The following is a 22,877-nucleotide window of genomic DNA, read 5'->3' as shown; positions in this document are numbered from 1 at the left end:
CTGGGGTTTTTTTCAGGAACCCACTCTGATGATGCGACTTTCACGTCGCACCATGAGATGCCCATTCCTCGACAAAAGTGAAATCTGTGGGATCAGAATGATTTTGTAGTAATTCATATTTTATACAACCTTGATCCTGCCGAGATGGTTCAATAATCCCCAGCAGCACAGCTTTGACAGCTTCCACTTTTTCAAGTAAAGCAACAATCCGGGCAACAACGCGAACAGTTTGGTTAGTCATTGGTGATGTAAGTTAGTTGTTAATTGCTGGTTATTAATTATTAGTGGTTATTTGTCAACAATTACGATTAACCATTAACCACTAACGACTTCCAACTTGCTAAATACCCACTCCTCTTGCTGCAACCATATAGCGGAAAATGTATTCTACTAACTCAATGTAATGGCTGGCAGTTTTGGGAGAAGGTGCCCAAACTGTAACACCGTGATCGCGGATGAGTAAAGCTGGTAATTGTGAGGGATTTGTTGTAAAGCGCTCTTTAATCTCATCTGCAATACGGGAAACCTGTAAATGATTGGCGAATACGGGCATAGCACAATCGGGGTTTTCTTCCCACACTCCCAGCCCTTTGAGCATCTCCAACGGTGGTAGGGGCAAGGTATCACCTTTGACAAACCGAGAAACCAAATTTGCTTCAACTGAGTGGACGTGGTAGCAGCTCATAGCGTCGGGAAACAGGGCATAGAGAACCTGGTGAATCGCTGTTTCAGCTGAAGGTTTCACATCGGGTGAGGGTTGTTCCACACTGCCGTTTGGATGAATACGCACAAAATCACCAAGTTCTAATTCTCCTTTAGATCGACCACTGGCTGTAATCCAGAAGCTACCATCGGGCAAACGAGCTGAGAGATTTCCCGCAGTTCCTACCATCCATCTTTGTTGGTAGAAGTGACGGGCAGCTGAGATAAGTTCAAGACGGGGATCGTCTTGCATTGAGCTTTTCATTTGATTAGATTAGTTCCACAATCTTGGTAGGTAGTCACCCACTTTTAAAAAGTCGAAGTCACAAAAAACTATCCGCCTCACTTCATCACCGAATGTATTTCAGGCTACAGCCTGACGAGTGCGAATTTCTGTACCCGTGTACTCAGGAGTCCAACCTTCTGTTCCAGTAAAATACCGCACTGCTTTAATCCGCCTTGCTGGAGTGAGATAAAACCAGTGTTCAGTTCCCGCTGGTACGTTGATGTACTCTTCTGGCTGTACTGTCAATTCTACTTGAGTTCCATCAGGTCGGACAAAACCAAAAATCCCTTCTCCGTCTACGATATAGCGGACTTCGTCCTCTGAATGGGTATGGATTTTGTCAAATTTCGTCAGCAGTGCATCAAGGTTAGGGATACCTGGATGCAGGACGATGAGATCGCGGGTTTGATAGCCTGCTGTTTGTTGCAGTTGCTCAAAATAGCCATCTAGAGATTTTAAGACTTGTTCTTTCTCATCCTCGTTGAGGCTATCTTGTGCTAAAAGTTGATGCAACTGTTGACTTTCTCCCACAGCCCAGCGATTAAGTTGGATGTTTAGGGGTGCAAGTTCCGAGGAAATGTCTTGCAAATCAGTGTATCGTGTTCCATCTTGCAATTCTAGAATCGCCATAGTTCACCTCGCGCAAAGATATATATTGTACGGTATTTATAATTTGTTGAAAAAAATTGAGAAGCCAAGCGACTCGCTTCGTGTAGTTTAGTTCGTTCAGCCTTTTACCTAAAATACTCTGCTTTGTTTATTATAATTTACGGTAAATTGATAAGATTAGTGTATTTTAAATGTTGACCATTTTTGACGGAGAGCCAGATTTAGAGAAAATGGGGTGAGAATGACTAGTTTCAGTGCCCATCCTTACCCCTCCACATTAATGTTGTGTTTACAGTGTTGAAAGCGGCGCGCCCTCAGAGGGCGCTATCTATACCTGCAAACCATTGGTTAACAAGATTTCCCAATTTCTAGGAGCGCCGGATAAAGCGCCCAATAGCAGCTGCACTGCGAAGAGCGATTTTTTTCCTCAGGTATTGCGATCGCCCTTGGCGGGGCTTTGCCCATCGCGAATAGAGTTGAATCGGTGTTTGAGTGTGTTGCCAATAAGCTTTATCTGTCAAAGTTGGAGCTTCATCATTCAAAGCCCGAAGAATCAGTTGTTTTCGCCACGGTTTTATTTCGCCTCCTGACGCATGCGACATAATGTTTACACTTCCGCCGAAATCCATTCCCATTCGACTTACAGTGCTAAGTGGTTCACAAGTCAACGTTAGCCCTAAGTTCAGAACACATTGATCGCTCTGAAAATAGGGATAACGATTCAGAGCGAGACAAAAATCACTCAGAGAAATATATCCTGCTTCCTCAAATGTTTCTAGTAATTTCTGCCACAGCGAAAGTACAGACTTTTGGTTCTGCTTCACTCCAATGAAGCCAGAATTGTAGTATCTGTCTAGTTCGCGCTGTGTCAGAAAACCGTAGCGTTCAGCAAGTTCCTTCCACATTAAGCGATAAGGATGATTTGCAGGCATATAATCGTAGGCATCCTCACATAAACTTATGCCATGATTGACCCACTCGACATAGAAATCCCAGGGACGTTTGTTGACAATATCAGGATCGAAATAAAATAATGCTTCAACTTCTGGACAATAATTTTCCCAAAGTTGCAGCATAAAATCGGGTTTGTAATTAGAGAAGAACTTTGAGGTATTTAGCTTGATGAATCGAATGACACAATCGGACGCTACAGAAAACTCTTGATAACCTTGAGCATCTTTCAAAGATTTAGCCCAAGGTGGCAAAGCTCCTCGATACCCTACCCAAACTACACCACGAAAGCCGTGATTATAAAGAGAGTTGAATAAAACCCCCACACCGTAGTGGTAGTTCCCTTCAAATAAAGTACAAATAGCTGTGAGCATAGGTAGTATGCATTAGTATGTATCTAATGATTTACAGACATGATTTACAGACAACTTTGACTGCAGCCAAGTAAGTGTTTTTGCATCTTCGCGAGTGTTTGTAGCTCGAATCAAACCATTACGTAACCACCACCAGAGTTCACAAGTTCCTTGCAACTCCTACGCATAGCAACATTGGCGAGTTTTTGCAGATACCTTAAAAACTCAGGTAATAACGTCTACTACAAAATTAGAGTTTTAGAAGACTTCTAAATTTTGTTAGCTAAGAAACAAAAACACGAACTCGATCTAGCTTCTCTCGTACAAGGCTGGACACTATGCAAGCCATACCTCTGATATGTGCTACGAGAGCCATTCAAATCGATCAAATTATGGGGGAGTCAAACCACCAGGAATTCGTACAGCAGCGACTCTCCTAAGTACGAGCTTATATTCTACAAAAAGTTTGCCTTTTAGTAGTGGTTGCTGGATGTGAGTCTGGAGGGTTGATCGAATAAAACCTAGCGTGAACATACGAATAACATCTAAGGTTTCCATTCAGAGTTGCGCTACTTTCTGCACAAACTCACCGTTTTGCAACTGCTTGACTTTGAGTATTGGTTTTCCAGTGTAGTGCAGAATAACCCAACTAGCACAAAATTCAGACTTATTTAACAGAAATTTTATGTAAAATATGCAAAATTTTTATAAATTTTTCTCTATCTTTAGAAATTTGATTTTAAATAAAATGTCTTAAAAGACACAATGCAAATCAGCGTATCCAAAGAGCATTCATATAGTTTGGTAGCCTCAACAGTTCGGTATATTTGTGATTTTCTGGGATGTTTCCGATTTCTATTTGAAAGTGCATAAATTGGTTTTGTTTATACCTAGTCAGTATAAGCAAAGCTTTCCCAGCTTAACTTCCGTTCCACAAATTAAGTAGGACTTATGCATGGAATATATATTTTGTCAATAAATAAGTCCTCATAATCTCTGAAAATAAGGAGTTTATTTAAGTTATGCCCTTAATAGAAGATGTCAAAAGAGTTTGCGACTGCCCAAAGGGCAGTGGGCACATGGACAATCGCCTGGCTCCTTTTGGATGGCGCGACTTACTGCTGGCACATGGACTTGATATCACTGCAACCAACCTCAAGCAGGAATTCACTTTCTTTTGTCACTCTCAAAGAGGCAATACCTAAAATTGGACTCATGTGAGTGCCAGAAGACACTACAATTGCATGATGCTATCAAGACCCCGTTTCAATCCGAAGAAGGAACTCACTTGGCGAATAGCTAACAAAGTTCCTTTCACATAGGGTTCGGCACTACTTCCCGCTTCATGCCGAATTATCAGCTTTTCGTCCGCAAGACCAAATATAGCTTCCACTGACAGAGTGTAACCAGGCAAACGTAACGAGTGGACTTGTGTCCCGTTGAGTGTTACACCTCTACTTTCTTTTGAACCCTGAGTTTCCTCTATGGAATTGTATAAAATTGGCTTTTTAACTTGTCCGAGTCGGAAAGCAAGTTCCCTGGCTGTTCCACTCGGAGCATCCACCTTCTTTTGGGAAGCATAATCCACAATTTCCCAGGCGGACGTGTACCTGGCTGCTATCTCCGCAAAGCGTTGCAGAAGCACTGCTGTGATCGCAAAGTTGCCAGCTGCTAAAACTCCTACCTGATACTTAATTGCTTGTTCATGTATTTGCGCGAAGTCTTCTTCTGTTAGTCCCGAAGTACCGATGACAACATGAGTTTTGTTCTGGATGGCTTCTAAAACGTTAGTTTTCACCACATTCGGTTTAGTGTAATCAACCAAAACATCGGTGTTATTTCTTAAAGCTTCTTTAACGGAACCGCTAATGGTTAAATCTGGTGAAGTTTGCGTCAGCACCTCACTCAATTTCTTGCCTGCATGAGTTCTGGAAACTGCGCCTACGAGATTTAGGTCTTTTTCAGCGCAGATAGCTGGAACTAAGCTTCGTCCTACCCATCCCGTCGCACCGGCTATACAGACATTAATCGCCATCAGGAGCGCTCCTTGCTATACTTTAACTTTTTTAACACTTCAACGCCTACAAGGCTTAAATAAAGCACTGCCTTTTTGCTTTCTATCAGGAAAGTGCATAAGTTGATTTCAATTCCATCTAAGAAATTTAGAAGGATCGCTTACTTACTCTAGAACGTCCCACATTCACCATGCCCTTGCTCAAAAAAAAGATAAATGACACTCATGGAGAAAAATTCTTCTGTTAACCGTAAACCTTGCCGCTTTCACAAGAGTAGCGCTACATTATCGTTTGGTTTCGCAGTTACGTTCTTTGCTTGCTACCTCAAATTGGGGAAAAAGTACCCTCAAGGGTAATGCTAAGCTAGATTCGCTCAAGTTATCCATAAGAAAAAAATTGAATGTTGCACCTAAGTTTTAGAGCTTTGAACTTCAAAGGGCTGGGATACTAATCTACTCTTGGATGAAAGCTAAAAAAAGATAGCCACCATGATGGGTGACGAAAAAAATAGACACCGTGATCCGCAAGGCAAATAACGATGATACAAAAATTATGGTTATATCCTCCTATGGCGATCGCTCGCCTGGGAGCCTCTGATACACCTTGTGACAATTTCCACTGGGGTGCAAACGATATGCGACCACGTGGGACGGGGCAGACTACAATTCAGCCCGCTGAAACTCTACATGTCGCAGCAGATGGAGCTGTGAGATCGAGTATTCCATCCGAGATTACTTTCAAGGACGCTCAAGGGTTTAAACCCGTGTGTCCTTTCTTCGAGTTGCATGGAGAGTGGAGTACAGAAACAGGGGTTGAGACTGGACCAATCACGCCACAGGTGCTGGCAAAATTCGGGCTGACAATAAAAGACCTGCAATGGAAAGTTGAGGTAGCAAATCTCAAACCGCATCACTACACATTGTCCAAGGGCGATCGCATCGTTGCAACTGTTGAATTAACAGGAGATGTGACAGAACGGCACTTGCTCTTAGGTATTTCTCCCCAAGATGCTCAGCAACCTCTAGCTTCTCTCGATAAACCCCTACCATTGGGAAGCATCCAGCTAACACGCCCCACAGATGAATTTCCAGAAATTCGCCTGCGTTTCACCCCAGGAAAGGGGGTGGTCTATGGACCAACCAACCTTAAAGAGCGCCTGGAAAGTCACAACCAACGCGTAGGCAACAATTCCACCTGGAAGAACTTCGAGCTTCCCCCAGAACACCTAATTCTTAACCCAGAGGCAACTTGGTGTAAGTTTGTTGCCACCAACGAAGACTCGCGCACAAATCCCGGTGGACTGTACGCAGCAGAAGACGATACTGCAATTAGTTTGGGACTAGTCGATGATGTTGGTGACGGAGTGATTAGCTGTTCCTTGGCGGGGGTTGCGCAAGCCAAAGCGCGGATTGTGGTGGGACCGCCAGATTACGCACCTGACCGCCGTCCACTGACCTCCTTGGCTGATGGGTTGAGCGATCGCGTTGAGCGTGATGAGGTTCTCGATCCTGCCTACGTCGATGACCTGAATCTGACTGCTGCGGAAGTGCGGGACTTGCTAGAGCGCGTTTTGGAGACGATGGAAGCAATGAACCTGGATTTCCAGAACAATCGCGCTCGTCGTGAGAATAGCAACATCGCCGTTTTTGATGAGAGCCAACCCCCAGAAGCAGCAGCAGATAAGGCTTTTCCAGAAATGGAACCTGTCTTAGGACGACCTTTGCCATTAACCGAATTTGGTCGCCAGCGACATCGGCGCTTTATTTCCTTAGAGGTGTTTGAGGATATGCTGCGGGAGCGTCCCGAACTCATCGACAAATGGATTCGCGAGCCAATGACTGATGAGAGGTACTATGACCGGAAGATGCCAGCGCTCATGCGCGGATCTGACCGTTATCCGATGCATATCACTCGGCGACAGTATCAACTGCTGGTAGCATGGGCGAACCGCCTGCGTCGAGATGCGGAGGTAGGAACATGAACCAAGTCACTGCTGATGAGCTTGCAACAGAATTGCACCTGTTCCAAAGTGCAGAAGGTTCTCATTTGTTTGTTGTCGATGGCAGCCGCATCTACGATTTGCCAACAGAAGTTGCTGCTGATCTCAATCAATCCTTATCTAAAATCGCAAAGGGAAACTTGGATCAAGACCCTCTGTGGACTGCTCTCGGCTTATTCTCCGAAAACTCGCTGCCCCGATATATCGGTAGTCAACCTCTGGAACCACCCGCTCTCGCCTCGATTTCCTTGAATGTTGCCCAGGCATGTAATATGTCCTGTGGTTACTGCTACGCCGATACTGGCAAATTTGGCGGACGCTCTCGCATGATGAGCATTGAGGTAGCAAAGGCGAGTGTTGACCGACTGATTGCAGAATCTGACCCCAACATGGGAGTAGTCGTTGGGTACATGGGGGGTGAACCTTTGCTCAACCGTGCTGTTGTTCACGAAACCACCAGGTATGCAGCTAAAGCAGCCGAAAAGGCAGGTCGTTCGATTCGCTTTTCGCTCACCACCAATGCCACAATGCTGCAACCTGTGGATGCACAGTTGTTTACTGAGTTCCCGTTTACCGTAGCCGTTAGTATCGACGGTAACCAACAGCAGCATGATGCCATCCGCCAAATGAACGATGGCACAAGCAGCTATGAGCGTTTGCAGGCAGGGTTGGCTGTGCTCAATCGTTACGGACGACCCCAACATCTTGCCGCTCGCGTGACTGTCACCCCAAAAACAGGCGAATTGCTGCCCATTCTTGACCATATCTTAAGCTTGGGGTTTGATGAAGTCGGTTTTGCAGCCGTCCTTGTTTCTCCTAACCCTAGCCTGACATTTTCAACTGCAGACTTTGGGGCGTTTCTTTCACAGATGATTGCTTGCGGAGAAAAGGCGTTGCAGGAAATTGCTGCAGGTAGATCCTATCCTTTTGGCAATTTAGAAACGGCACTTCAGGAAATCCATCGCGGTAGCCATCGACCTTATCCCTGTGGTGCAGGTGCTGCCTATCTCAGTGCTAATGCTGAAGGAAAACTATTTGCTTGTCATCGGCTGATTGACGATCCACAGTTTGCAATGGGTAGTGTGCAAAGTGGTTCTGACCTCAAAGCACGTTCCGCCCATTTAGCTCGTAGTCATGTGGATCTGATGGAGCCTTGTCACAAATGTTGGGCAAGGTATCTTTGTGGTGGCGGATGTTACCACGAGGTATCCCACCGAGGACGAATCGGGTGTGATTATATCCGTGGCTGGCTAGACTTTTGCCTGCGTTCCTACGTAGAACTGTCTACAAGACAACCCGAATACTTTGTTACCTTGCCAACCGTAGAAAGTATGAGTAGCCCTACAACATTATCCAGTTAAAGAATTATATGACTAACCGTGATTCAGATCATCCCACTCAGCGGAAGATTTTCCCACGCAATTTAACAGCAAAAGCTGACTACATCGTTCGTGGGAACCCAACGAACACGCGACTGGAGAGTGGCGTTGACAATTGTTACCCAGGTTTAGAGTTCGATCAGCGGAATCTTGATCAGGCTTTCTTTCCTGGTCTGATTTTTGAGTACCATCGGGATGATGGGGCAATTCTGCGTGAAATTTTGCCCGACAGTGCACCAGCACAAGCAGGGCTCACAGCAGCAAATAACCAGTCGCCCCTGTATCTGGGAATATTAGTTGGTAGAACTACTGCTAGTCAGAGCGAACAACAACCGCCTGTTTTCTTCTTCAATAAACTCAATGGACTGGAAGTCTGGCGTCGTGTGCATGACTTATTGCCAGGAAAAATTGCGATCGCACTGAGTCCATCCCCAAATATCGATACTGAGTTAGTGCAGGAGTTACTCCAGGAGTTGCAAGTTTGGGATGCGGACGAGAGTTTGGTGGGGAACTTGAGGCGACTTGCGGCTTCTGGTAAAAGTGGGATTAAGCGCACAGACGACAAATTGGTGGCAGTGTTCACTGGTGAGCGTGAGCGATACTTGGATGAAGATGGCGTGATTAATGTTGATGTCTACGAACCGGGTGACATCACTCGCAGTCTCTGTGCGCCTTGGCAGTATGATTTCCGCGATTGTGGATGTTTCTACTGGGCTGCTAGTAAGCCAGACATTGTCACCAGCGCTGATGGACAGCAACGCTACCTGAATTTTCAGCGCAAAGACCGAACCAAGGTACCCCAGCCATCAGAAGTTCCAGGACAGTGGGAGGAGCGTGACCAGGAACTTGATTATGCTGACCTCATTAGCGGTGCTTGGAATGAGTTACCAGTTGTCCTCAACGGTCGGGAAAGTGAAAAATTCATACCACCGCAAGCACCTCCTGTCAAGCAGTTGATGACGCGACAGCAGGTGATTGAGGAGTTGCGTTATCTGGCTACGGTAGAGCACGCGCTTTGCATTGAGTATCTCTACGCCCACTATTCTCTCAACGCACCGCTGCGTTTACCCGAGAGTGGTGCTTCAGAGCAAACCAAGCGCATTTTTGCTGCGGCTAACGAGGTCTTTATGATAGCAGTGGATGAGATGCGTCACCTGCGTTGGGTGAATGAAGCTCTCGACCGCTAGGACAACCACCCTCTTTGGGACGAGCGCAATTCATTGGACGAGCTTTCAATCGACCCTTCCAACTGGAACCTCTCACACCAAAACAGTTGCAGTGGTTTATCGATGTGGAAAAACCGAGTCAGTCAGTTGGCTCTGGTTTGGACGGTATGTATGTCCAACTGCTGACTAGCATTGACCGACAACCAGAAAAGTTTCCTGAACGCGAGAGACTTCTTCATCTGATTAAGCTGATTATTGATGAGGGAGAAGACCACTACGAGCGCTTCACCTCAGTGCAGCAGCATTTGTCAGGGCTAGACCCTAATTCATATCTCCGTCGGGTGGAAAATCCTCAACCAAAGTCACAATTAGCTTCTTTACAAAAATTGAGCGATCACAACTACGCCGTGCTTTTGGGATTACTACAGGTCAGCTTCTCTTTAGGCGATCGCTCTGGAGGACTTGTGCTAGAGCAATCTCGCCGTGCAATGTTCAGTTTGCACGAGACAAATCATTACTTAGCCACTAAAGGAGTGCGTGCGCCATTTAAGCTACCACCTGCGCCAGCAGCATTGTCCTTCACCGCCCCAGTTGCTCAAGCTCTTGTGGAAACGCTCTCACTAGAAATGCACGATGTTGTCTCTCGTGTGAGGGACGTGGGCGATGAGAAGGAACGGACTTTAGCTGAAAATCAACAGCGAGTCAACGAAGAGTTGTTCCAGCAGATAAACCAGTTGATTAACGAAAATTCAGGTGAGTAATGCAAACAGCATTAGTCATTGGCGGTGGTGTTGCAGGTTTATCCTGCGCCCAAGCGCTAGCAAAACGCGGATGGGAAGTAGAAATTTGGAGAACGGGATCACGCAGTTCTCCCACTCTGCTTCTCAATGACATCACTTGCTATCTCTTGCAAGATATCTGGCAGCTAGAAGAGACGTTCTGGGAGAACTTTCATGTTCTTGATGAACGCCGGGTTTGCTGGGGAATGGAAGCAACTGTACTAAGCATCCCACAACCGAGTGTGGTGATGAGTGGCAATTGCTTGGTAGAACATCTAGAAAAACGTTTGCAACAACACAATCAGCAAGTTCATTTCGATGACTCACTACCGTCCCCAGACGAACTTGCTTCTTTTGATTTCTGGCATCATGTGGGACAAAAATTTACCTGGGTGATTGATGCTGGTGGTCGAAAATCTGCAATAGTGAAGAATTTAGTAGGAGGTCAGCGCTATAAATTTGGGCAGCGATGTATTCTCTCTCAAGAGGTGATGCTAACCAAGGCAAGTGAACAAAATGTCTGTTGGATGGAAACAGTACCAGATGGTTGGATGTTTTTAGCTCCCCTTGGTGGAAATCGGGCGATGCTGCAATGTATGGTTCCTGTTGTCATCGAGGAACCACAGGAGATGTTGACGTATTTACTGGGGCAAACGCGGTTCCTAAATACCTTCGTGGATAGCCTTTTAGGCTCGACTTCCGTATTTGAGGCGTTTCCGCAAATTCTAGCTCCCCTATATGGCACCAAATCGATTGCAGTTGGTGATGCAGCATTTTCCGTAGATCCCATTAGTGGTGACGGCACCGGATACGCCATTCGCGGGGCAATACTTGCCGCTAGTGTCATCAATGGCATTGCCTCTGGCTTAGAAAGGAGCCAATGTCTTCGTCACTACACCTTAAGACTGCATAAGACCTTTTTTTCTCACCTCCAGCAATGTCTTAATCATTACTCAATTGGTTTTTCGTCATCTGTCTGGAAAGCGGAAATAGAACTTATGCAGGAAGTTTGGCAGAACAATTTTGACATACCCAATGCAGAGAATTTTGCATACAGGCTTGAGGAATTGAATCTTGTCCCGCTTCCCTCCTGATGAGGGTTAATTAACAGTAGGCGAAAAACTAACAATTACTCCCAATTAATCACATTTGCTTAATATCCGTCCCATGTACTCATCTTTTCTGTAACCATGTTGGCATTTAATTGTAAAATACCATCATGCTACTAGGATTCAAGACACAACTTAAGGTAAGCAAGCAACAACGTCTACTACTGGCACAACACGCAGGAGTAGCAAGACACGCTTGGAATCAAGGTTTAGCATTATGTCAGCAGGTACTGATACATAACAAACTGAACCCTGATGACAAAATCAAATTTCCCACAGCCATAGACTTACATAAATGGTTAGTAGCATCAATTAAAACTATCCATCCTTGGTACTATGAAGTATCTAAATGCGCTCCCCAATACGCATTAAAATACTTAGCAGATGCCTTGAAATCTTTTTTCAAGAAAGCTAAAGGATTTCCGAAATTTCAAAAAAAAGGCAGACATGATTCCTTTACTCTAGATGGTGCAATTCACATTGACCACAGAAAAGTCAAAGTACCTGTAATTGGATGGATAAAGACTTATGAACATTTAACAACAGGATATAAACCCAAATCAGTCACAATCAGCAAACAAGCTGATAGGTGGTTTATATCTTGGAAAATAGAAGTAGAAATAAGTCAACTCCCTAAAAAGCAAGAGTTTGTAGGAATAGACTTAGGAATAAACCATTTAGCCACACTATCGACAGGAGAAGTATTTGATGGATTAAAAAGTTATAAGAAATATGAATCTAAACTAGCAAGAATGCAATACTTGAATCGTCAGAAAAAAATCGGCTCAAGTAATTACAGAAAATCTCAAATCAAAATAGCAAGACTACACCAAAAAATAGCCAGCATCAGGAAAGATACATTACACAAAATCACCACCTATATCAGCAAAAACCACGCGGTGATAGGGATAGAGGATTTAAATGTATCCGGGATGTTAGCTAATGGTAAGTTAGCTAAAGCAATAGCTGATATGGGATTTTATGAGTTCCGTCGTCAGTTAGAATATAAAACCCAGCTATATGGTAGCAAGTTGGTAGTAGTGGATAGATTTTATCCCAGTAGTAAAACTTGCTCTGGCTGTGGTGAGAAAAAATTATCTTTGTCACTGTCTCAAAGAGTGTTTAAATGTGATAGCTGTGGGTTTGAGTGTGACAGAGATTTGAATGCTGCTGTTAATTTAAGTAAAGAAGCGACTAGATTAGTCGTGTTAGCCTGTGGACTGGATAGTGCCGACACTTCCAGTATGAAGCAGGAAGAAAAAGCAGGCAATTGTTAGCAATTGTTAGCATTTTTGTATCGGAAGCTGTGATTTTTTTCATTGTTAGCAGGAAGCGGATTTTAGACGATGTCGGCGTACCAAGAAACCTGCTCCAATCATGCCTATACCAATTAGCGTTGTGGTAGTTTTCGGTTCTGGAACTGTTTTTAAGGTATTGATGGAGCCATATACTAAAGCTCGACCTTTTAAGGTGGTGGTAATTTCTCCCGGAATAATGATGTCCTCTTCTGTAAAGAGGAGCCTGCCCGTAGCATTTTTGAATATGCCTTCACCACCAGTGATATCCACACTACCAGAACCCGATGATGTCAGGTTTACCAAGTCAATTGTAGTGGTAGCGTCACTCGTCCCAAATACCTTGTTAGTGCCGCTTCCAAAGGTGATATAGCCTAGTGGTAAATCCTGTAAGCCAAATGTCGTTGGGTCTATGTTAAAGGTGAGTTCGCCTGTGGTAGGGTTGGTTTTGGAGTAGGTTAGTCCGTCGTATTGGTTTAGACCATAAGGTGCGTCAGCACTGATACCTGATTCAATGACTTGTGAAACGTCCGAAGTTATCGGCGTAACGTAGATTGTGGTGTCATAGTAGGAACTAATTGGATAGGAAGTTTGTGCGGTTGCCCTCCCACCACCCAGTCCGAAACCAAGTAACATGAGAGTGACTGGAACAAGCCTTGCAGTGTATGAGCGGAGTATTACTTGCATTAGAAGTATCGACTTTTACAATAACGCAACATCTAATACCAGAAGCTTACAAACACTCAAGAGCAGGTTGCAATGAATAATCTTTTGATAGTTTTGTCAATTTTTCCTGTTTGTTGCGATCGCCTTCTCAGTAGCCCAGACGCTCCGCGTGCCTTCACCCAGTGGGAGCTTACGCTCTTGCGCAGCCTGTCCGCAGGACTTACGGCACTGCGCGGAGCGCAATCGCCTAACCCCGGTCAGTGGTTGACGCCAAAATACCCCTCTCCGCATCCGGAGAGGGGTTAGGGGTGGGATCATGTGCGTTCTAGATCTTAACCAAAACGTCCGCTGATATATTCCGCAGCCTCCCTTGTCGCAGGAGTATTAAACATTTGCTCGGTAGGACTGAATTCAACTAATCTTCCCCTACGTTTGCCATGCTCGTCTATTTCGGTGTTGAAGAAGGCAGTCAAATCTGCTACTCGTGAAGCTTGCTGCATATTATGAGTCACCATGATGATGGTGTATTGTTCCTTGAGTTCAAGGCAAAGTTCTTCAACTTGACGAGTGGAAATCGGATCGAGAGCAGAACAGGGTTCATCCATCAATAGGACATCTGGCTTCATGGCGATCGCCCGTGCAATACAAAGCCGTTGCTGTTGTCCTCCAGATAACGCTGTACCCTTGTCTTTGAGTTTGTCTTTCACCTCATCCCAAAGAGCAGCTTGGCGTAATGATTGCTCCACCAGTTCATCCATATTACCTTTGTAACCATTTGTACGTGGTGCAAAGGAGATGTTTTCGTAGATTGACTTCGGAAAAGGGTTTGGTCTTTGGAAAACCATTCCAACTTGACGACGCAACTTTACCGAATTAATCTTGGGATCGTAAATATTTTTATTTCGGTAATGCAGCCTACCCTCAACGTGAGCGCCGGGGATCAAATCATTCATTCGGTTAAAGCAACGCAGCAGGGTACTTTTCCCACATCCTGAAGGTCCAATAAAGGCGACAATTTGTCTTTCAGGGATTTCTATATGGACTTCTTGAAGCGCCATAAATCCGCTGTAGAAAACCTTCACACCCTCAGCATGAAAAACTGCATCATCTCCTCTGCTTTGGGTGGCGCTACTTTGTTTGCTTCTGGCGTTGTTGTAGGTCATATTTTGTGTTTCCTAATGTGTGTTAAGCAAGTTTGCAAGAAGTCCCTCGTCCTTTATCATTTTTCATTTGTATTTACAAATGAAAAAGGACAATTGACAAAATATAGGCAAAGTTCATCGATCTATTGAGAAACGTTGCCGGATATAAATAGCTGCTCCATTTAGCACCAAAATGACAAGCATCAACACAATAATTGTCGCTGCTGCTGCGTTGGAAAAGCCTGGTTCAGGACGACTGATGTAGGAATAAATTTGGATCGGCAATGCCATAAATCGTTGGAACAAACCAGGGTTAAATGTCAGGAAACTGACAGCACCCACGACAATCAAAGATGCGGCATCACCAATTGCACGAGAGACTGAAATAATCACTCCAGTTAGGATACCTGGAACAGCATAAGGTAAGACATGATTGCTAATAGTTTGCCATTTAGTTATACCTAACCCGTAGGAAGCATTTCTTAGAGAATCTGGAACGGCTCGAATTGCTTCTCTGGATGTGACAATAATGACTGGTAAAGACAGCAAGGACAAAGTGAGCGCCCCAGAAATCAAAGCCGGACCAAAGCCCAAAAGATAATTGAAAACGCCTAAACCTAGCAATCCATAAACAATTGAAGGGACTCCAGCCAAATTGCTAATGTTAATCTCGATAATACTATTCCACCAGGTTTGCGGTGCGTATTCTTCGAGATATAAAGCTGCTCCTACGCCAATTGGGACTGAAACCAAAATGACTACGACTCCCAAAAGAACGCTGCTGACAAGAGCAGGAAGAATACCGCCTCTATCGGCGAAACGGGAAGGATTTTCAGTCAAAAAACCAGGACTCAAAAATCTAGCTAATCCATCTCTGCAAATATCAAAAATGAGGAGAGCAAGAACGAATAAACCAATGAGCAAACCAAGCAAAAATAAATATTCAAAGATTTTGCCGATGGTTTCTCTTCGTTCTATATTCTGAGTAAAATCTTCTGATTCTTGATTAAAATCATTCGGAGAAATCGAAGTTGCCATGCCTATTACTCGTACTTTTCCTTATAACGTTTAGCAATCCAATTACTGAAAATGTTTAAAGCCAAAGTAATCAAAAACAGAACAGCTCCTACAGCATATAAAGTCTTGTAGTTAAGACTGCCACGAGGACTATCTCCGCCTGAAATCTGAGCCATGTAAGCTGTCATTGTTTCTACTGACTCCAGAAAATTCAGAGTCATTTTGGGCTGCTGTCCTGCGGCGATAACAACAGTCATTGTTTCACCCACAGCTCGAGAAACTCCCAAAATAATTGAGGCAATAATTCCAGAAAGAGCCGCAGGAAGGACAATTCTGAATATAGATTCGAGTTTAGTGATTCCCAACGAGTAAGCTCCTTCCCGCAAAGAGCGAGGAACAGCTCTTATCGCATCTAAGCTGATAGAACCAACAGTGGGCATAATCATAACTCCCATCATCAACCCAGCACTCAAAGCGTTGAAGAGTTCCAATGGGACAAAACTCCGCAGAAAAGGTGTTACAAACAACAGAGCGAAGTAACCGTAAACAACCGTAGGTACCCCCGCCAGCAGTTCCACGGCTGGGCGTAAAATCGCTGCTACCTTGGGTTGGGCGTACTCACTTAAATAGATAGCTGAGGATAAACCTAGAGGAATGGCAACAGCCATGGCAATAACTGTAGTCAGTAAAGTGCCATTAATCAAGGGCCAAATTCCAAAATGTCGCTCTGCAAACAGAGGTGTCCATTCGGTATCCAGAAAGAACTTCGCAAACGAAACCTCTTGGAAAAACTCAAACGCTACCTGAAAGATAATTGCAACAATCCCAAAGGTTGTAAGGACGGAAACCAAAGCGCAACAAAATAAAATCGCTGCGACAATTTTTTCCTGAATATCTTCAGATGCGTTCTTTTCCAGTGAACGTTCGTAACCTTGATGAGACTCGTCTCGATAATTTGCGCCCTGCATAATCAGTCATCAATAAATAGTGAACAGTCATGAGTAAACAGTGAACAGCCATCAGGAATAAAGAGTAGAAAAATGATAACTGATAGCTGATTACTGTTAAAGATATTTTGTAATTGCCTGACCAGGTTTTGCATCTTTGAACTTGTCACCCGAATTCTTACGAAGCAATGTTTTGTCTTGACATAACCCTTATCTGTTAGTTCAACATAACCAGTACCCCTGACACACCTTTTAGAATTGGCTAAAGAATTGGCTAAGTACAAACCAACAAATTCTCTCACTGCTAGCTTGTTATCTAAAGTAGACTTGCTGACATACTTGCTGACATAGATAAGTAGAAAAGACGAGACAAAGCAGTTTAAAACTTTTGAGTTACTTTTGACGGTGGTGTTTCAGAATTTCCTTTTATATTTTGTATGGCAAATCAGCGCAGCTTATTTTTATTCGCTATGTAGTCACAAATTCCAACATAACGAAGTGCAGTTTCATCATTGCCTGCAAAAAAATATACTACATTTCTATAGATATACCGTATTTAAGTAGTTATAATAGTATCATATGGTAAGTAGTGAAAAATCTAACTTTTGTAATGTTTTGGTAACATTAAGTTAGACTAAATAAAATTGACTCCTCTACCCTTTTGGATATAGTTACAAATCCATAGCTATTTCTCTCTTAAGATTTCTTGCAAGAGCAAGGGAGTGACCGAAAAAGAAAAGGATACAAGCCCCGAAATTTATTTCTGGAGAATAAAAAATGCGGAGCAACTTTATTCAAGCCCCTGGATTCATCCGTGGGGTCTTCACTTTTGACTTTTGACTTTTGACTTTTGACTTCCCCGAAGGGGTGACTGGTGGTTTCAAATATTAAGTCATTTAATTTACTAAAATTTTTAATCATAAATAGATACATATAATTTCTTGAATTACATCTGTATTTATCTATGATGAGAAATATTTAGAAAAGCAGATTTTTGCCTCGAAAATACATATTAACGCTTTGATGTCAAGCTTTTGTTGAAATTTAGAGCAACACAAGACTACCCGACTACTAACTGGGGCTAGCAGCGCTATTTAGGTGTCAATTAGGACTGTTGAGTTCAATCTGAGTGATCTATACGCTACTGTATTCTGAACTATTGACTGAAGCTAAATGACAATTTAACTTAACTTCATCTTAATCTTACAGAAGATAGAAGGGATTACCGTAGTTATTTAAAGAACTTTACATTTAAATTGCGGTGTCAATGACAACTCATACCAAGCGTGGGTATGAGCTAGCTCTAGGCAATTTTGGTTTAGGACATTGTAGCCCAATACAACTCTAACTTAATACAGCCTAAAGCAAGTTGATGGCGCTTGTGCAAAGAGCGGTACAGTTATTGCATCGTCGCTCGTCTCATCTTGACTTCCCAATCTCAGACTGAAGAAGGTTGTGTAAAGAGCTGTTTAATTAGAGGTTAATAAGAAGTTAAGACAAACATCTCAGATTGTAGCTAGGGAAGAATGACAGACAAGGATGAATTTCTCTATCCTCGTAGCCGTTATTACGGTCACAATAAGCCGGAAAACCTGATCTTTAACGCAAATTTACAGAAATTTGCCCAACAAATTGGTTACATCGTTAGCCTTCACACCGGTGGGAAACTCTCTTCAGAAGAAGCGTATCAACAAATTGAAGCACTTTGGCAACAGCTAGAACTTTTAAACAAGCAGCTCAGAATTGGCGAAAATCCTTTGCCGACGGATGAAGGACAAAAAGACGACTAAATTTAATCAAGTCTCGACGTTGAGCCTAGAATCTCTTGGCTTTTTGTCCACATGAGCGATCGCCCAGCCTGTACCTTTGGCACTCACCGTAAAATTTGAACGAGCCTTGCGAGTGTTAACTCACAACAAATCTTCCTGACGACTCTGAGTTTTTACCCAAGGAATATTCTGCAAAAATTTGAAATTTTGTATTCTAAACCAACGTTTAGAAGGTTGTTTTTCACTACTGCTGTTGAGTTCCCAGCAGTCGCGCCTTTCGCCGCCCCACTGCATCCGGTTCATTGAATATTCTGCCCAAGGTTCACCATCTGAGATTTCTCGTTCTATGGGCTCAAACCACATTTCATTCTCCTATTCAGAAAATTGAGCGCCCGAAAGCGCTACACAACCTAAGAGCCTCACTCTCGCAACCCAAGTACTTTGTGAGGATTATTTTTCCGCAAACGAATGCAAATATTAAAGCCTGACAAAATCACCAAAAGCAAAGCTGTAACTCTCTGCAAATCAGGATTCTTAGTAGATGTACTTCTTATATCCTCTTTGCGTTCTTCACGTCTATATTGTTCATAAAAATTTTAAGAAAAAAAGTTAAGGAAAAAAGTAGCAGATGAACTTTCACCTGCTACAAGCAAGTGGTTGGAGAACAGCTATGGATTAATTTGTGTGAGCCAATTCTTTGACACCAGGTTGCACATTCTTCACAGATTGTGCAAACTCTTTGAGAGCTTCTGTCAATCTTTGGTCAATTTCTTGATCAAGTTGCAGAGTGCCATCTTGTATTTGCAGTTGTTTGTCTACTGCATAAACACCGCCCAAGATGTACCGTGCTTTTAACTCAGACAACACGGGTTTAAGGGCATATTCAATTGCCAACAAATGAGCGAGTGTTCCACCGGTAGCAATGGGTAGCACAACTTTTCCTGACAAAGCCCTTTGAGGTAGCAAGTCTAAAAACGCTTTGAGAACTCCCGTATACGCTGCTTTGTAAACTGGAGTGGCAATGATAATACCATCTGCTCTTTCTATAAGTCCTTTCGGTTGTTCTAGGGCTGGGCTATCGTACTGTCCATACGCCAAAACTTCAGGCGGTACATCCCGAACAGAGATAATATCTGTTTGGAAACCTTCTTGCTGCAAAATTTTGGTGGAGTGTTCCAGAATACCGTAGGTTCTGGAAGGATGGGATGGACTACCGGCAATTGCTAAGATATTAGCCATATTTTTTTCAGCCTTTTTGCGTTCAAAAGTTCTGAGTCTGAGTATATGCTACGAAGAAAATTCCAGGAATTGAGCAACTTTTTTTTCTTTGAGTACTAAGTAATTTTTTCCTACTTTCTACAATTCGACTCAGCACTGTTTTCTAATCCACATTTCTAATCCACAGTGGTAGCTGTCTTTTGTTTGTGCTGCTGTGTGGGAAAATCCTGATTGGCAACAATCTCTCCGAAAGGACTCAAAACCTGCTGCTGTTCAACAACTGGCAGATTCTCTAACGGTAAACGTGGGAAAAGCAGTTCCGCGACTCGATAAGCTTCTTCTAAATGGGGATAACCAGAGAGGATGAAGGTATCGATACCTATCTCGCTATACTCCAACATTCTTGCAGCAACGGTATCGCGATCGCCTACTAGGGCAGTTCCCGCGCCACCTCGCACTAAACCAATCCCCGCCCAGAGGTTGGGGCTAATTTCTAAGGCTTCTCGGCTACCGTTGTGCAATTCTCCCATGCGTCGTTGCCCTTCGGAGTCCATACGAGCATAGGCGTTTTGTGCTCTGGCGATCGCCTCCTCGTCCACATACCGTATGAGTCGATTGGCTGCTTCCCAAGCTTCGCTCTCAGTTTCGCGCACAATCACGTGTAGGCGAATACCAAACCGCAATTTCCTTCCCTCTTCTTCTGCCAGTCTGCGAACAGAGGCAATCTTCTGGGCAACTTGAGCTGGTGGTTCACCCCAAGTCAGGTACACATCGACGTGTTTGGCTGCAATGCGCTGGGCTATGGCAGAGGAACCGCCAAACCACAATGGTGGATAAGGCTTCTGGACAGGCTGAAAGAGTATTTTGCCTTCTTGGATGTCGAGATAGTCACCCTTGAAGTTAGCGACTTCACCAGCCGCTATCTGCCGCCAGACTGTCAAAAACTCATCCGTCAATTTGTAGCGGTCATCATGACTCAAGTGCAAGCCATCTCCCGCTAATTCCACCGGATCGCCACCAGTGACTACATTAATCAACAAACGTCCATTGGACATGCGGTCAAACGTTGCTGCCATTCTTGCTGCCACCCCTGGTGACATCAACCCCGGACGGATCGCCACCAGAAACCGCATCTGACTGGTATGAGTGACCAAAGTTGACGCCAAAACCCAAGCATCTTCACAAGAACGACCCGTAGGCAGCAATGCCCCCGTGAAGCCCAAGTGATCTACTGCTTGTGCAATTTGGCGCAGGTAAGAAAAGCTAACTGACCGTCCGCCTACGGAAGTGCCCAGATAGCGCCCATCACCGTGAGTTGGGATAAACCAAAGAAGATGCATGATCCCTATTTAAAGTAGCTGCAAAATGCTGATTCTATACTACAGTAAATTGACCCATTTACCGTAATTAATTGGAGTATTAACATAAAACTATTGCACAGCTTTTCAAGTCAGGCAAGACTTTTTGAAAAAAATTACGGTTAATATATCTGTTTAAAGTAGTTTGTTTCAATGGTTATCTAATATGATGTCCGCTCAATGACCCACAAATCTTGGAAAACCCCACCCGAATGAAGAATGTTCGCTTCGCGATGCTCCCGTTCGGCGCAGCCGTGCTATAGGCATAGGGAGCCGCGCCTTGCGCTTCGGGCGCAGAGCGCAGCCCCGAAGGGGCATCGCATGATTGCGCTACGATGCAATCGTGCAAAGTACCACTAATTCAGTATAATTACCGTATTTTTGTTAACCAATGTAGTATTTTGAAGTTGTCAATGGGAATGTAACCAGGAAAAATATGCGAGTAGGCTGTAGGCTGTAGGGCAAATTCCATTGCAGTCCTTCGCTCAAAGACAAGCAAAGATATTTCATTTCATGAAATGTGTTTTAGGAAAATATGAAGAACAACCAACTTGGAGAAAGCGACCTCAAGGTTTCGGAAATTTGTCTGGGTACCATGACTTTTGGGCAGCAAAATACTATTGAAGATGCCCATCAGCAGCTAGATTATGCTGTCGCCCAAGGAATAAACTTTATCGATACAGCAGAAATGTATCCGGTACCACCCCGTGGCGAAACTCAAGGGAGAACTGAAGCTTATATTGGGGAATGGCTGAAGAAGCAGCAGCGAGATCAATTAATTATCGCTACTAAAATTGCAGGACCTGGTCGTGCTATTAAATGGGTGAGAAGAGGAGCCACAAATATTCAACGCGATAATATTAAGCAAGCAGTAGATGATAGCCTCAAGCGTTTACAAACGGACTACATCGACCTCTACCAAATCCATTGGCCCGACCGTTTTGTTCCCCTCTTTGGACAGACAGAATACAATCCAAAATTTGAGCGTGAAACTGTTCCCATCGCTGAACAGCTAACAGTTTTTGGTGATTTAATTAAGGCAGGAAAAATTCGCTATTTGGGTTTGAGTAATGAAACTCCTTGGGGAGTGTCTGAGTTTAGTCACGCGGCTAAACAGCTAGGATTACCTAAAGTTGTTTCCATTCAAAATGCTTACAATCTGCTCAACCGTGAATTTGATAGACATTTAGCAGAAGCTTGCTATCGTGAAAATATTGGTTTGCTAGCTTATAGTCCTTTGGGGTTTGGTTTGTTATCAGGCAAGTATATTGATGGTAAAAAACCAGAGAATACACGACTCACACTGTTTCAGAACTTTGGACAGCGATATTTCAAGCCAAATGTGAATGAAGCAGTAGCAGCTTATGCAGAAATTGCCCGTAAACATAACATCAAACTGGCACAACTAGCGATCGCATTTGTTCGGAGTCGTTGGTTCGTCACGAGTACAATTGTCGGTGCTTCAACAATCGAACAACTTAAAGAAAATATCGAGAGTGTGAATGTCGTTCTTGACAAAGATATTCTGGTAGAGTTGGATGCTGTTCATACTCGTTATCCCAACCCAGCACCGTAAACAATTCATAAGGTACGGCATTCAAAATTCAAGCATATAAGTAGACAGTAGAGTCGGGTGTATTAGAGGTGATTTCTCCGTCCTAAATTCGAGACTGGCTGCTAACTAAAGGATGAACGATGAAATATAAAGGCTAAATACTTTATACTTTATAGTTCTTCTACCAACTTTCGATGTACCTAGGCAAAACCATGCCAACTAACCTGATCATTTTCATTGCTGCACTCATTGTCGCCTGGTTAGTCTTCCGAGCTTTGCTGAGTCTGCTGCAAACAGCCATTAGTACGGCGATCGCCATTTTTGTTATTGTCGTTATCTTAATGGCTTTTGGTTTCAGTCCCCAAGATCTGATGCGAGAAATCGCCAACCTACCTCAAATTCTTAGGCAATTTGTCACGGAGGTGAGGAAAATACTAGGGTTATGAAAAGGAGTCAGAATTCAGAATTCAGAATACCCCACGGATGAATCCGGGGGTTACAGAATTTCTCAAAAATCCCCCAGAACCAGCAGGGGGAGAGGAGCAGCCTAACACCTGACAAC

At 43.8% G+C, this 22,877-nt stretch carries 22 protein-coding genes and 1 pseudogene; 11 read left to right on the top strand and 12 right to left on the bottom strand.

The window, feature by feature from the left end; all coding sequences use genetic code 11:
* Positions 1–46 precede the first annotated feature (46 nt).
* The 4 genes and pseudogenes from ACM0OZ_RS11915 to ACM0OZ_RS11900 all read right to left on the bottom strand — a co-directional run.
* A pseudogene (locus ACM0OZ_RS11915) lies at positions 47–241 on the bottom strand (putative quinol monooxygenase); the annotation flags it as partial.
* Positions 242–340: 99 nt separating this feature from the next.
* Positions 341–967: a methylthioribulose 1-phosphate dehydratase gene (gene mtnB / locus ACM0OZ_RS11910; RefSeq protein WP_414583041.1), complete on the bottom strand. Its 627-nt coding sequence runs from the start codon at positions 965–967 to the stop codon at positions 341–343.
* A gap of 99 nt (positions 968–1,066) precedes the next feature.
* Positions 1,067–1,618, bottom strand: a complete 552-nt coding sequence (locus ACM0OZ_RS11905) for a 1,2-dihydroxy-3-keto-5-methylthiopentene dioxygenase (RefSeq protein WP_414583040.1) — start codon at positions 1,616–1,618, stop codon at positions 1,067–1,069.
* 347 nt (positions 1,619–1,965) lie between these two features.
* A complete protein-coding gene (locus tag ACM0OZ_RS11900) occupies positions 1,966–2,922 on the bottom strand; it encodes a hypothetical protein (RefSeq protein ID WP_414583039.1) in 957 nt (318 codons plus the stop codon).
* Between the two features lie 1,001 nt (positions 2,923–3,923).
* Here ACM0OZ_RS11900 and ACM0OZ_RS11895 point away from each other — a divergent pair.
* On the top strand, positions 3,924–4,106 hold the full coding sequence (locus tag ACM0OZ_RS11895; RefSeq protein ID WP_414583038.1) for a hypothetical protein: 183 nt from the start codon (positions 3,924–3,926) through the stop codon (positions 4,104–4,106).
* 29 nt (positions 4,107–4,135) lie between these two features.
* Here ACM0OZ_RS11895 and dapB read toward each other — a convergent pair whose 3' ends face one another.
* Positions 4,136–4,936, bottom strand: coding sequence for a 4-hydroxy-tetrahydrodipicolinate reductase (gene dapB, locus ACM0OZ_RS11890; protein WP_414583037.1), 801 nt, complete (start codon positions 4,934–4,936; stop codon positions 4,136–4,138).
* 518 nt (positions 4,937–5,454) lie between these two features.
* On the opposite strand from dapB, the gene ACM0OZ_RS11885 reads away from it, so the two are divergent.
* The 6 genes from ACM0OZ_RS11885 to ACM0OZ_RS11860 all read left to right on the top strand — a co-directional run bounded on the left by ACM0OZ_RS11885 (position 5,455) and on the right by ACM0OZ_RS11860 (position 12,625).
* Positions 5,455–6,897, top strand: coding sequence for a hypothetical protein (locus ACM0OZ_RS11885; RefSeq protein WP_414583036.1), 1,443 nt, complete (start codon positions 5,455–5,457; stop codon positions 6,895–6,897).
* Complete coding sequence (locus tag ACM0OZ_RS11880; protein WP_414583035.1) at positions 6,894–8,276, top strand: radical SAM protein; 1,383 nt, start codon at positions 6,894–6,896, stop codon at positions 8,274–8,276. The genes ACM0OZ_RS11885 and ACM0OZ_RS11880 overlap by 4 nt, the downstream gene beginning before the upstream one ends.
* Positions 8,277–8,284: 8 nt before the next feature.
* Positions 8,285–9,481 (top strand): hypothetical protein, encoded by a 1,197-nt coding sequence (locus ACM0OZ_RS11875; RefSeq protein WP_414583034.1) that lies wholly within the window; start codon positions 8,285–8,287, stop codon positions 9,479–9,481.
* Positions 9,482–9,495: 14 nt separating this feature from the next.
* Positions 9,496–10,221 (top strand): hypothetical protein, encoded by a 726-nt coding sequence (locus ACM0OZ_RS11870; RefSeq protein ID WP_414583033.1) that lies wholly within the window; start codon positions 9,496–9,498, stop codon positions 10,219–10,221.
* The gene (locus ACM0OZ_RS11865) at positions 10,221–11,333 is read left to right on the top strand and encodes an NAD(P)/FAD-dependent oxidoreductase (RefSeq protein WP_414583032.1); all 1,113 of its coding nucleotides are present in this window, start codon (positions 10,221–10,223) and stop codon (positions 11,331–11,333) included. The genes ACM0OZ_RS11870 and ACM0OZ_RS11865 overlap by 1 nt, the downstream gene beginning before the upstream one ends.
* A 125-nt stretch (positions 11,334–11,458) precedes the next feature.
* Positions 11,459–12,625, top strand: coding sequence for an RNA-guided endonuclease InsQ/TnpB family protein (locus ACM0OZ_RS11860; protein ID WP_414583031.1), 1,167 nt, complete (start codon positions 11,459–11,461; stop codon positions 12,623–12,625).
* 45 nt (positions 12,626–12,670) lie between these two features.
* On the opposite strand, the gene ACM0OZ_RS11855 is transcribed toward ACM0OZ_RS11860, so the two are convergent.
* On the bottom strand, positions 12,671–13,330 hold the full coding sequence (locus ACM0OZ_RS11855) for a hypothetical protein (RefSeq protein WP_414583030.1): 660 nt from the start codon (positions 13,328–13,330) through the stop codon (positions 12,671–12,673).
* Between the two features lie 72 nt (positions 13,331–13,402).
* Here ACM0OZ_RS11855 and ACM0OZ_RS11850 point away from each other — a divergent pair, with 72 nt between their 5' ends.
* A complete protein-coding gene (locus ACM0OZ_RS11850; RefSeq protein WP_414583029.1) occupies positions 13,403–13,615 on the top strand; it encodes a hypothetical protein in 213 nt (70 codons plus the stop codon).
* 26 nt (positions 13,616–13,641) lie between these two features.
* On the opposite strand, the gene pstB is transcribed toward ACM0OZ_RS11850, so the two are convergent.
* The 3 genes from pstB to pstC all read right to left on the bottom strand — a co-directional run bounded on the left by pstB (position 13,642) and on the right by pstC (position 16,436).
* A complete protein-coding gene (gene pstB, locus ACM0OZ_RS11845) occupies positions 13,642–14,472 on the bottom strand; it encodes a phosphate ABC transporter ATP-binding protein PstB (RefSeq protein ID WP_414583028.1) in 831 nt (276 codons plus the stop codon).
* Between the two features lie 114 nt (positions 14,473–14,586).
* The gene (pstA, locus tag ACM0OZ_RS11840; protein WP_414583027.1) at positions 14,587–15,489 is read right to left on the bottom strand and encodes a phosphate ABC transporter permease PstA; all 903 of its coding nucleotides are present in this window, start codon (positions 15,487–15,489) and stop codon (positions 14,587–14,589) included.
* Between the two features lie 5 nt (positions 15,490–15,494).
* On the bottom strand, positions 15,495–16,436 hold the full coding sequence (gene pstC, locus ACM0OZ_RS11835) for a phosphate ABC transporter permease subunit PstC (protein ID WP_414583026.1): 942 nt from the start codon (positions 16,434–16,436) through the stop codon (positions 15,495–15,497).
* Positions 16,437–17,941: 1,505 nt separating this feature from the next.
* Here pstC and ACM0OZ_RS11830 point away from each other — a divergent pair.
* Positions 17,942–18,205, top strand: coding sequence for a hypothetical protein (locus tag ACM0OZ_RS11830; RefSeq protein WP_073633435.1), 264 nt, complete (start codon positions 17,942–17,944; stop codon positions 18,203–18,205).
* A gap of 120 nt (positions 18,206–18,325) precedes the next feature.
* Here ACM0OZ_RS11830 and ACM0OZ_RS11825 read toward each other — a convergent pair whose 3' ends face one another.
* The 3 genes from ACM0OZ_RS11825 to ssuD form a co-directional block, all read right to left on the bottom strand.
* On the bottom strand, positions 18,326–18,547 hold the full coding sequence (locus tag ACM0OZ_RS11825) for a hypothetical protein (RefSeq protein WP_414583025.1): 222 nt from the start codon (positions 18,545–18,547) through the stop codon (positions 18,326–18,328).
* 312 nt (positions 18,548–18,859) lie between these two features.
* Positions 18,860–19,423 carry an NADPH-dependent FMN reductase gene (gene ssuE, locus ACM0OZ_RS11820; RefSeq protein ID WP_414583023.1) on the bottom strand — a complete coding sequence of 188 codons (564 nt, stop codon included), beginning with the start codon at positions 19,421–19,423 and terminating at the stop codon, positions 18,860–18,862.
* A gap of 155 nt (positions 19,424–19,578) precedes the next feature.
* Positions 19,579–20,742, bottom strand: coding sequence for an FMNH2-dependent alkanesulfonate monooxygenase (ssuD, locus tag ACM0OZ_RS11815; protein WP_414583022.1), 1,164 nt, complete (start codon positions 20,740–20,742; stop codon positions 19,579–19,581).
* 553 nt (positions 20,743–21,295) lie between these two features.
* Between ssuD and ACM0OZ_RS11810 the strand changes: the two genes are divergently transcribed.
* Together ACM0OZ_RS11810 and ACM0OZ_RS11805 are read left to right on the top strand one after the other, a co-directional pair.
* Positions 21,296–22,336, top strand: a complete 1,041-nt coding sequence (locus ACM0OZ_RS11810; RefSeq protein WP_414583021.1) for an NADP(H)-dependent aldo-keto reductase — start codon at positions 21,296–21,298, stop codon at positions 22,334–22,336.
* A 191-nt stretch (positions 22,337–22,527) separates the two neighbouring features.
* Positions 22,528–22,761, top strand: coding sequence for a hypothetical protein (locus tag ACM0OZ_RS11805; RefSeq protein ID WP_414583020.1), 234 nt, complete (start codon positions 22,528–22,530; stop codon positions 22,759–22,761).
* Positions 22,762–22,877 lie beyond the last annotated feature (116 nt).

The organism is Scytonema sp. PCC 10023 (assembly GCF_963920835.1).
In the GTDB taxonomy this organism is placed as follows: Bacteria; Cyanobacteriota; Cyanobacteriia; order Cyanobacteriales; family Nostocaceae; genus Kalymmatonema.
The sequence above is the reverse complement of the archived record's forward strand: the minus strand, read 5'-3'. Positions and strand labels throughout refer to the sequence as shown.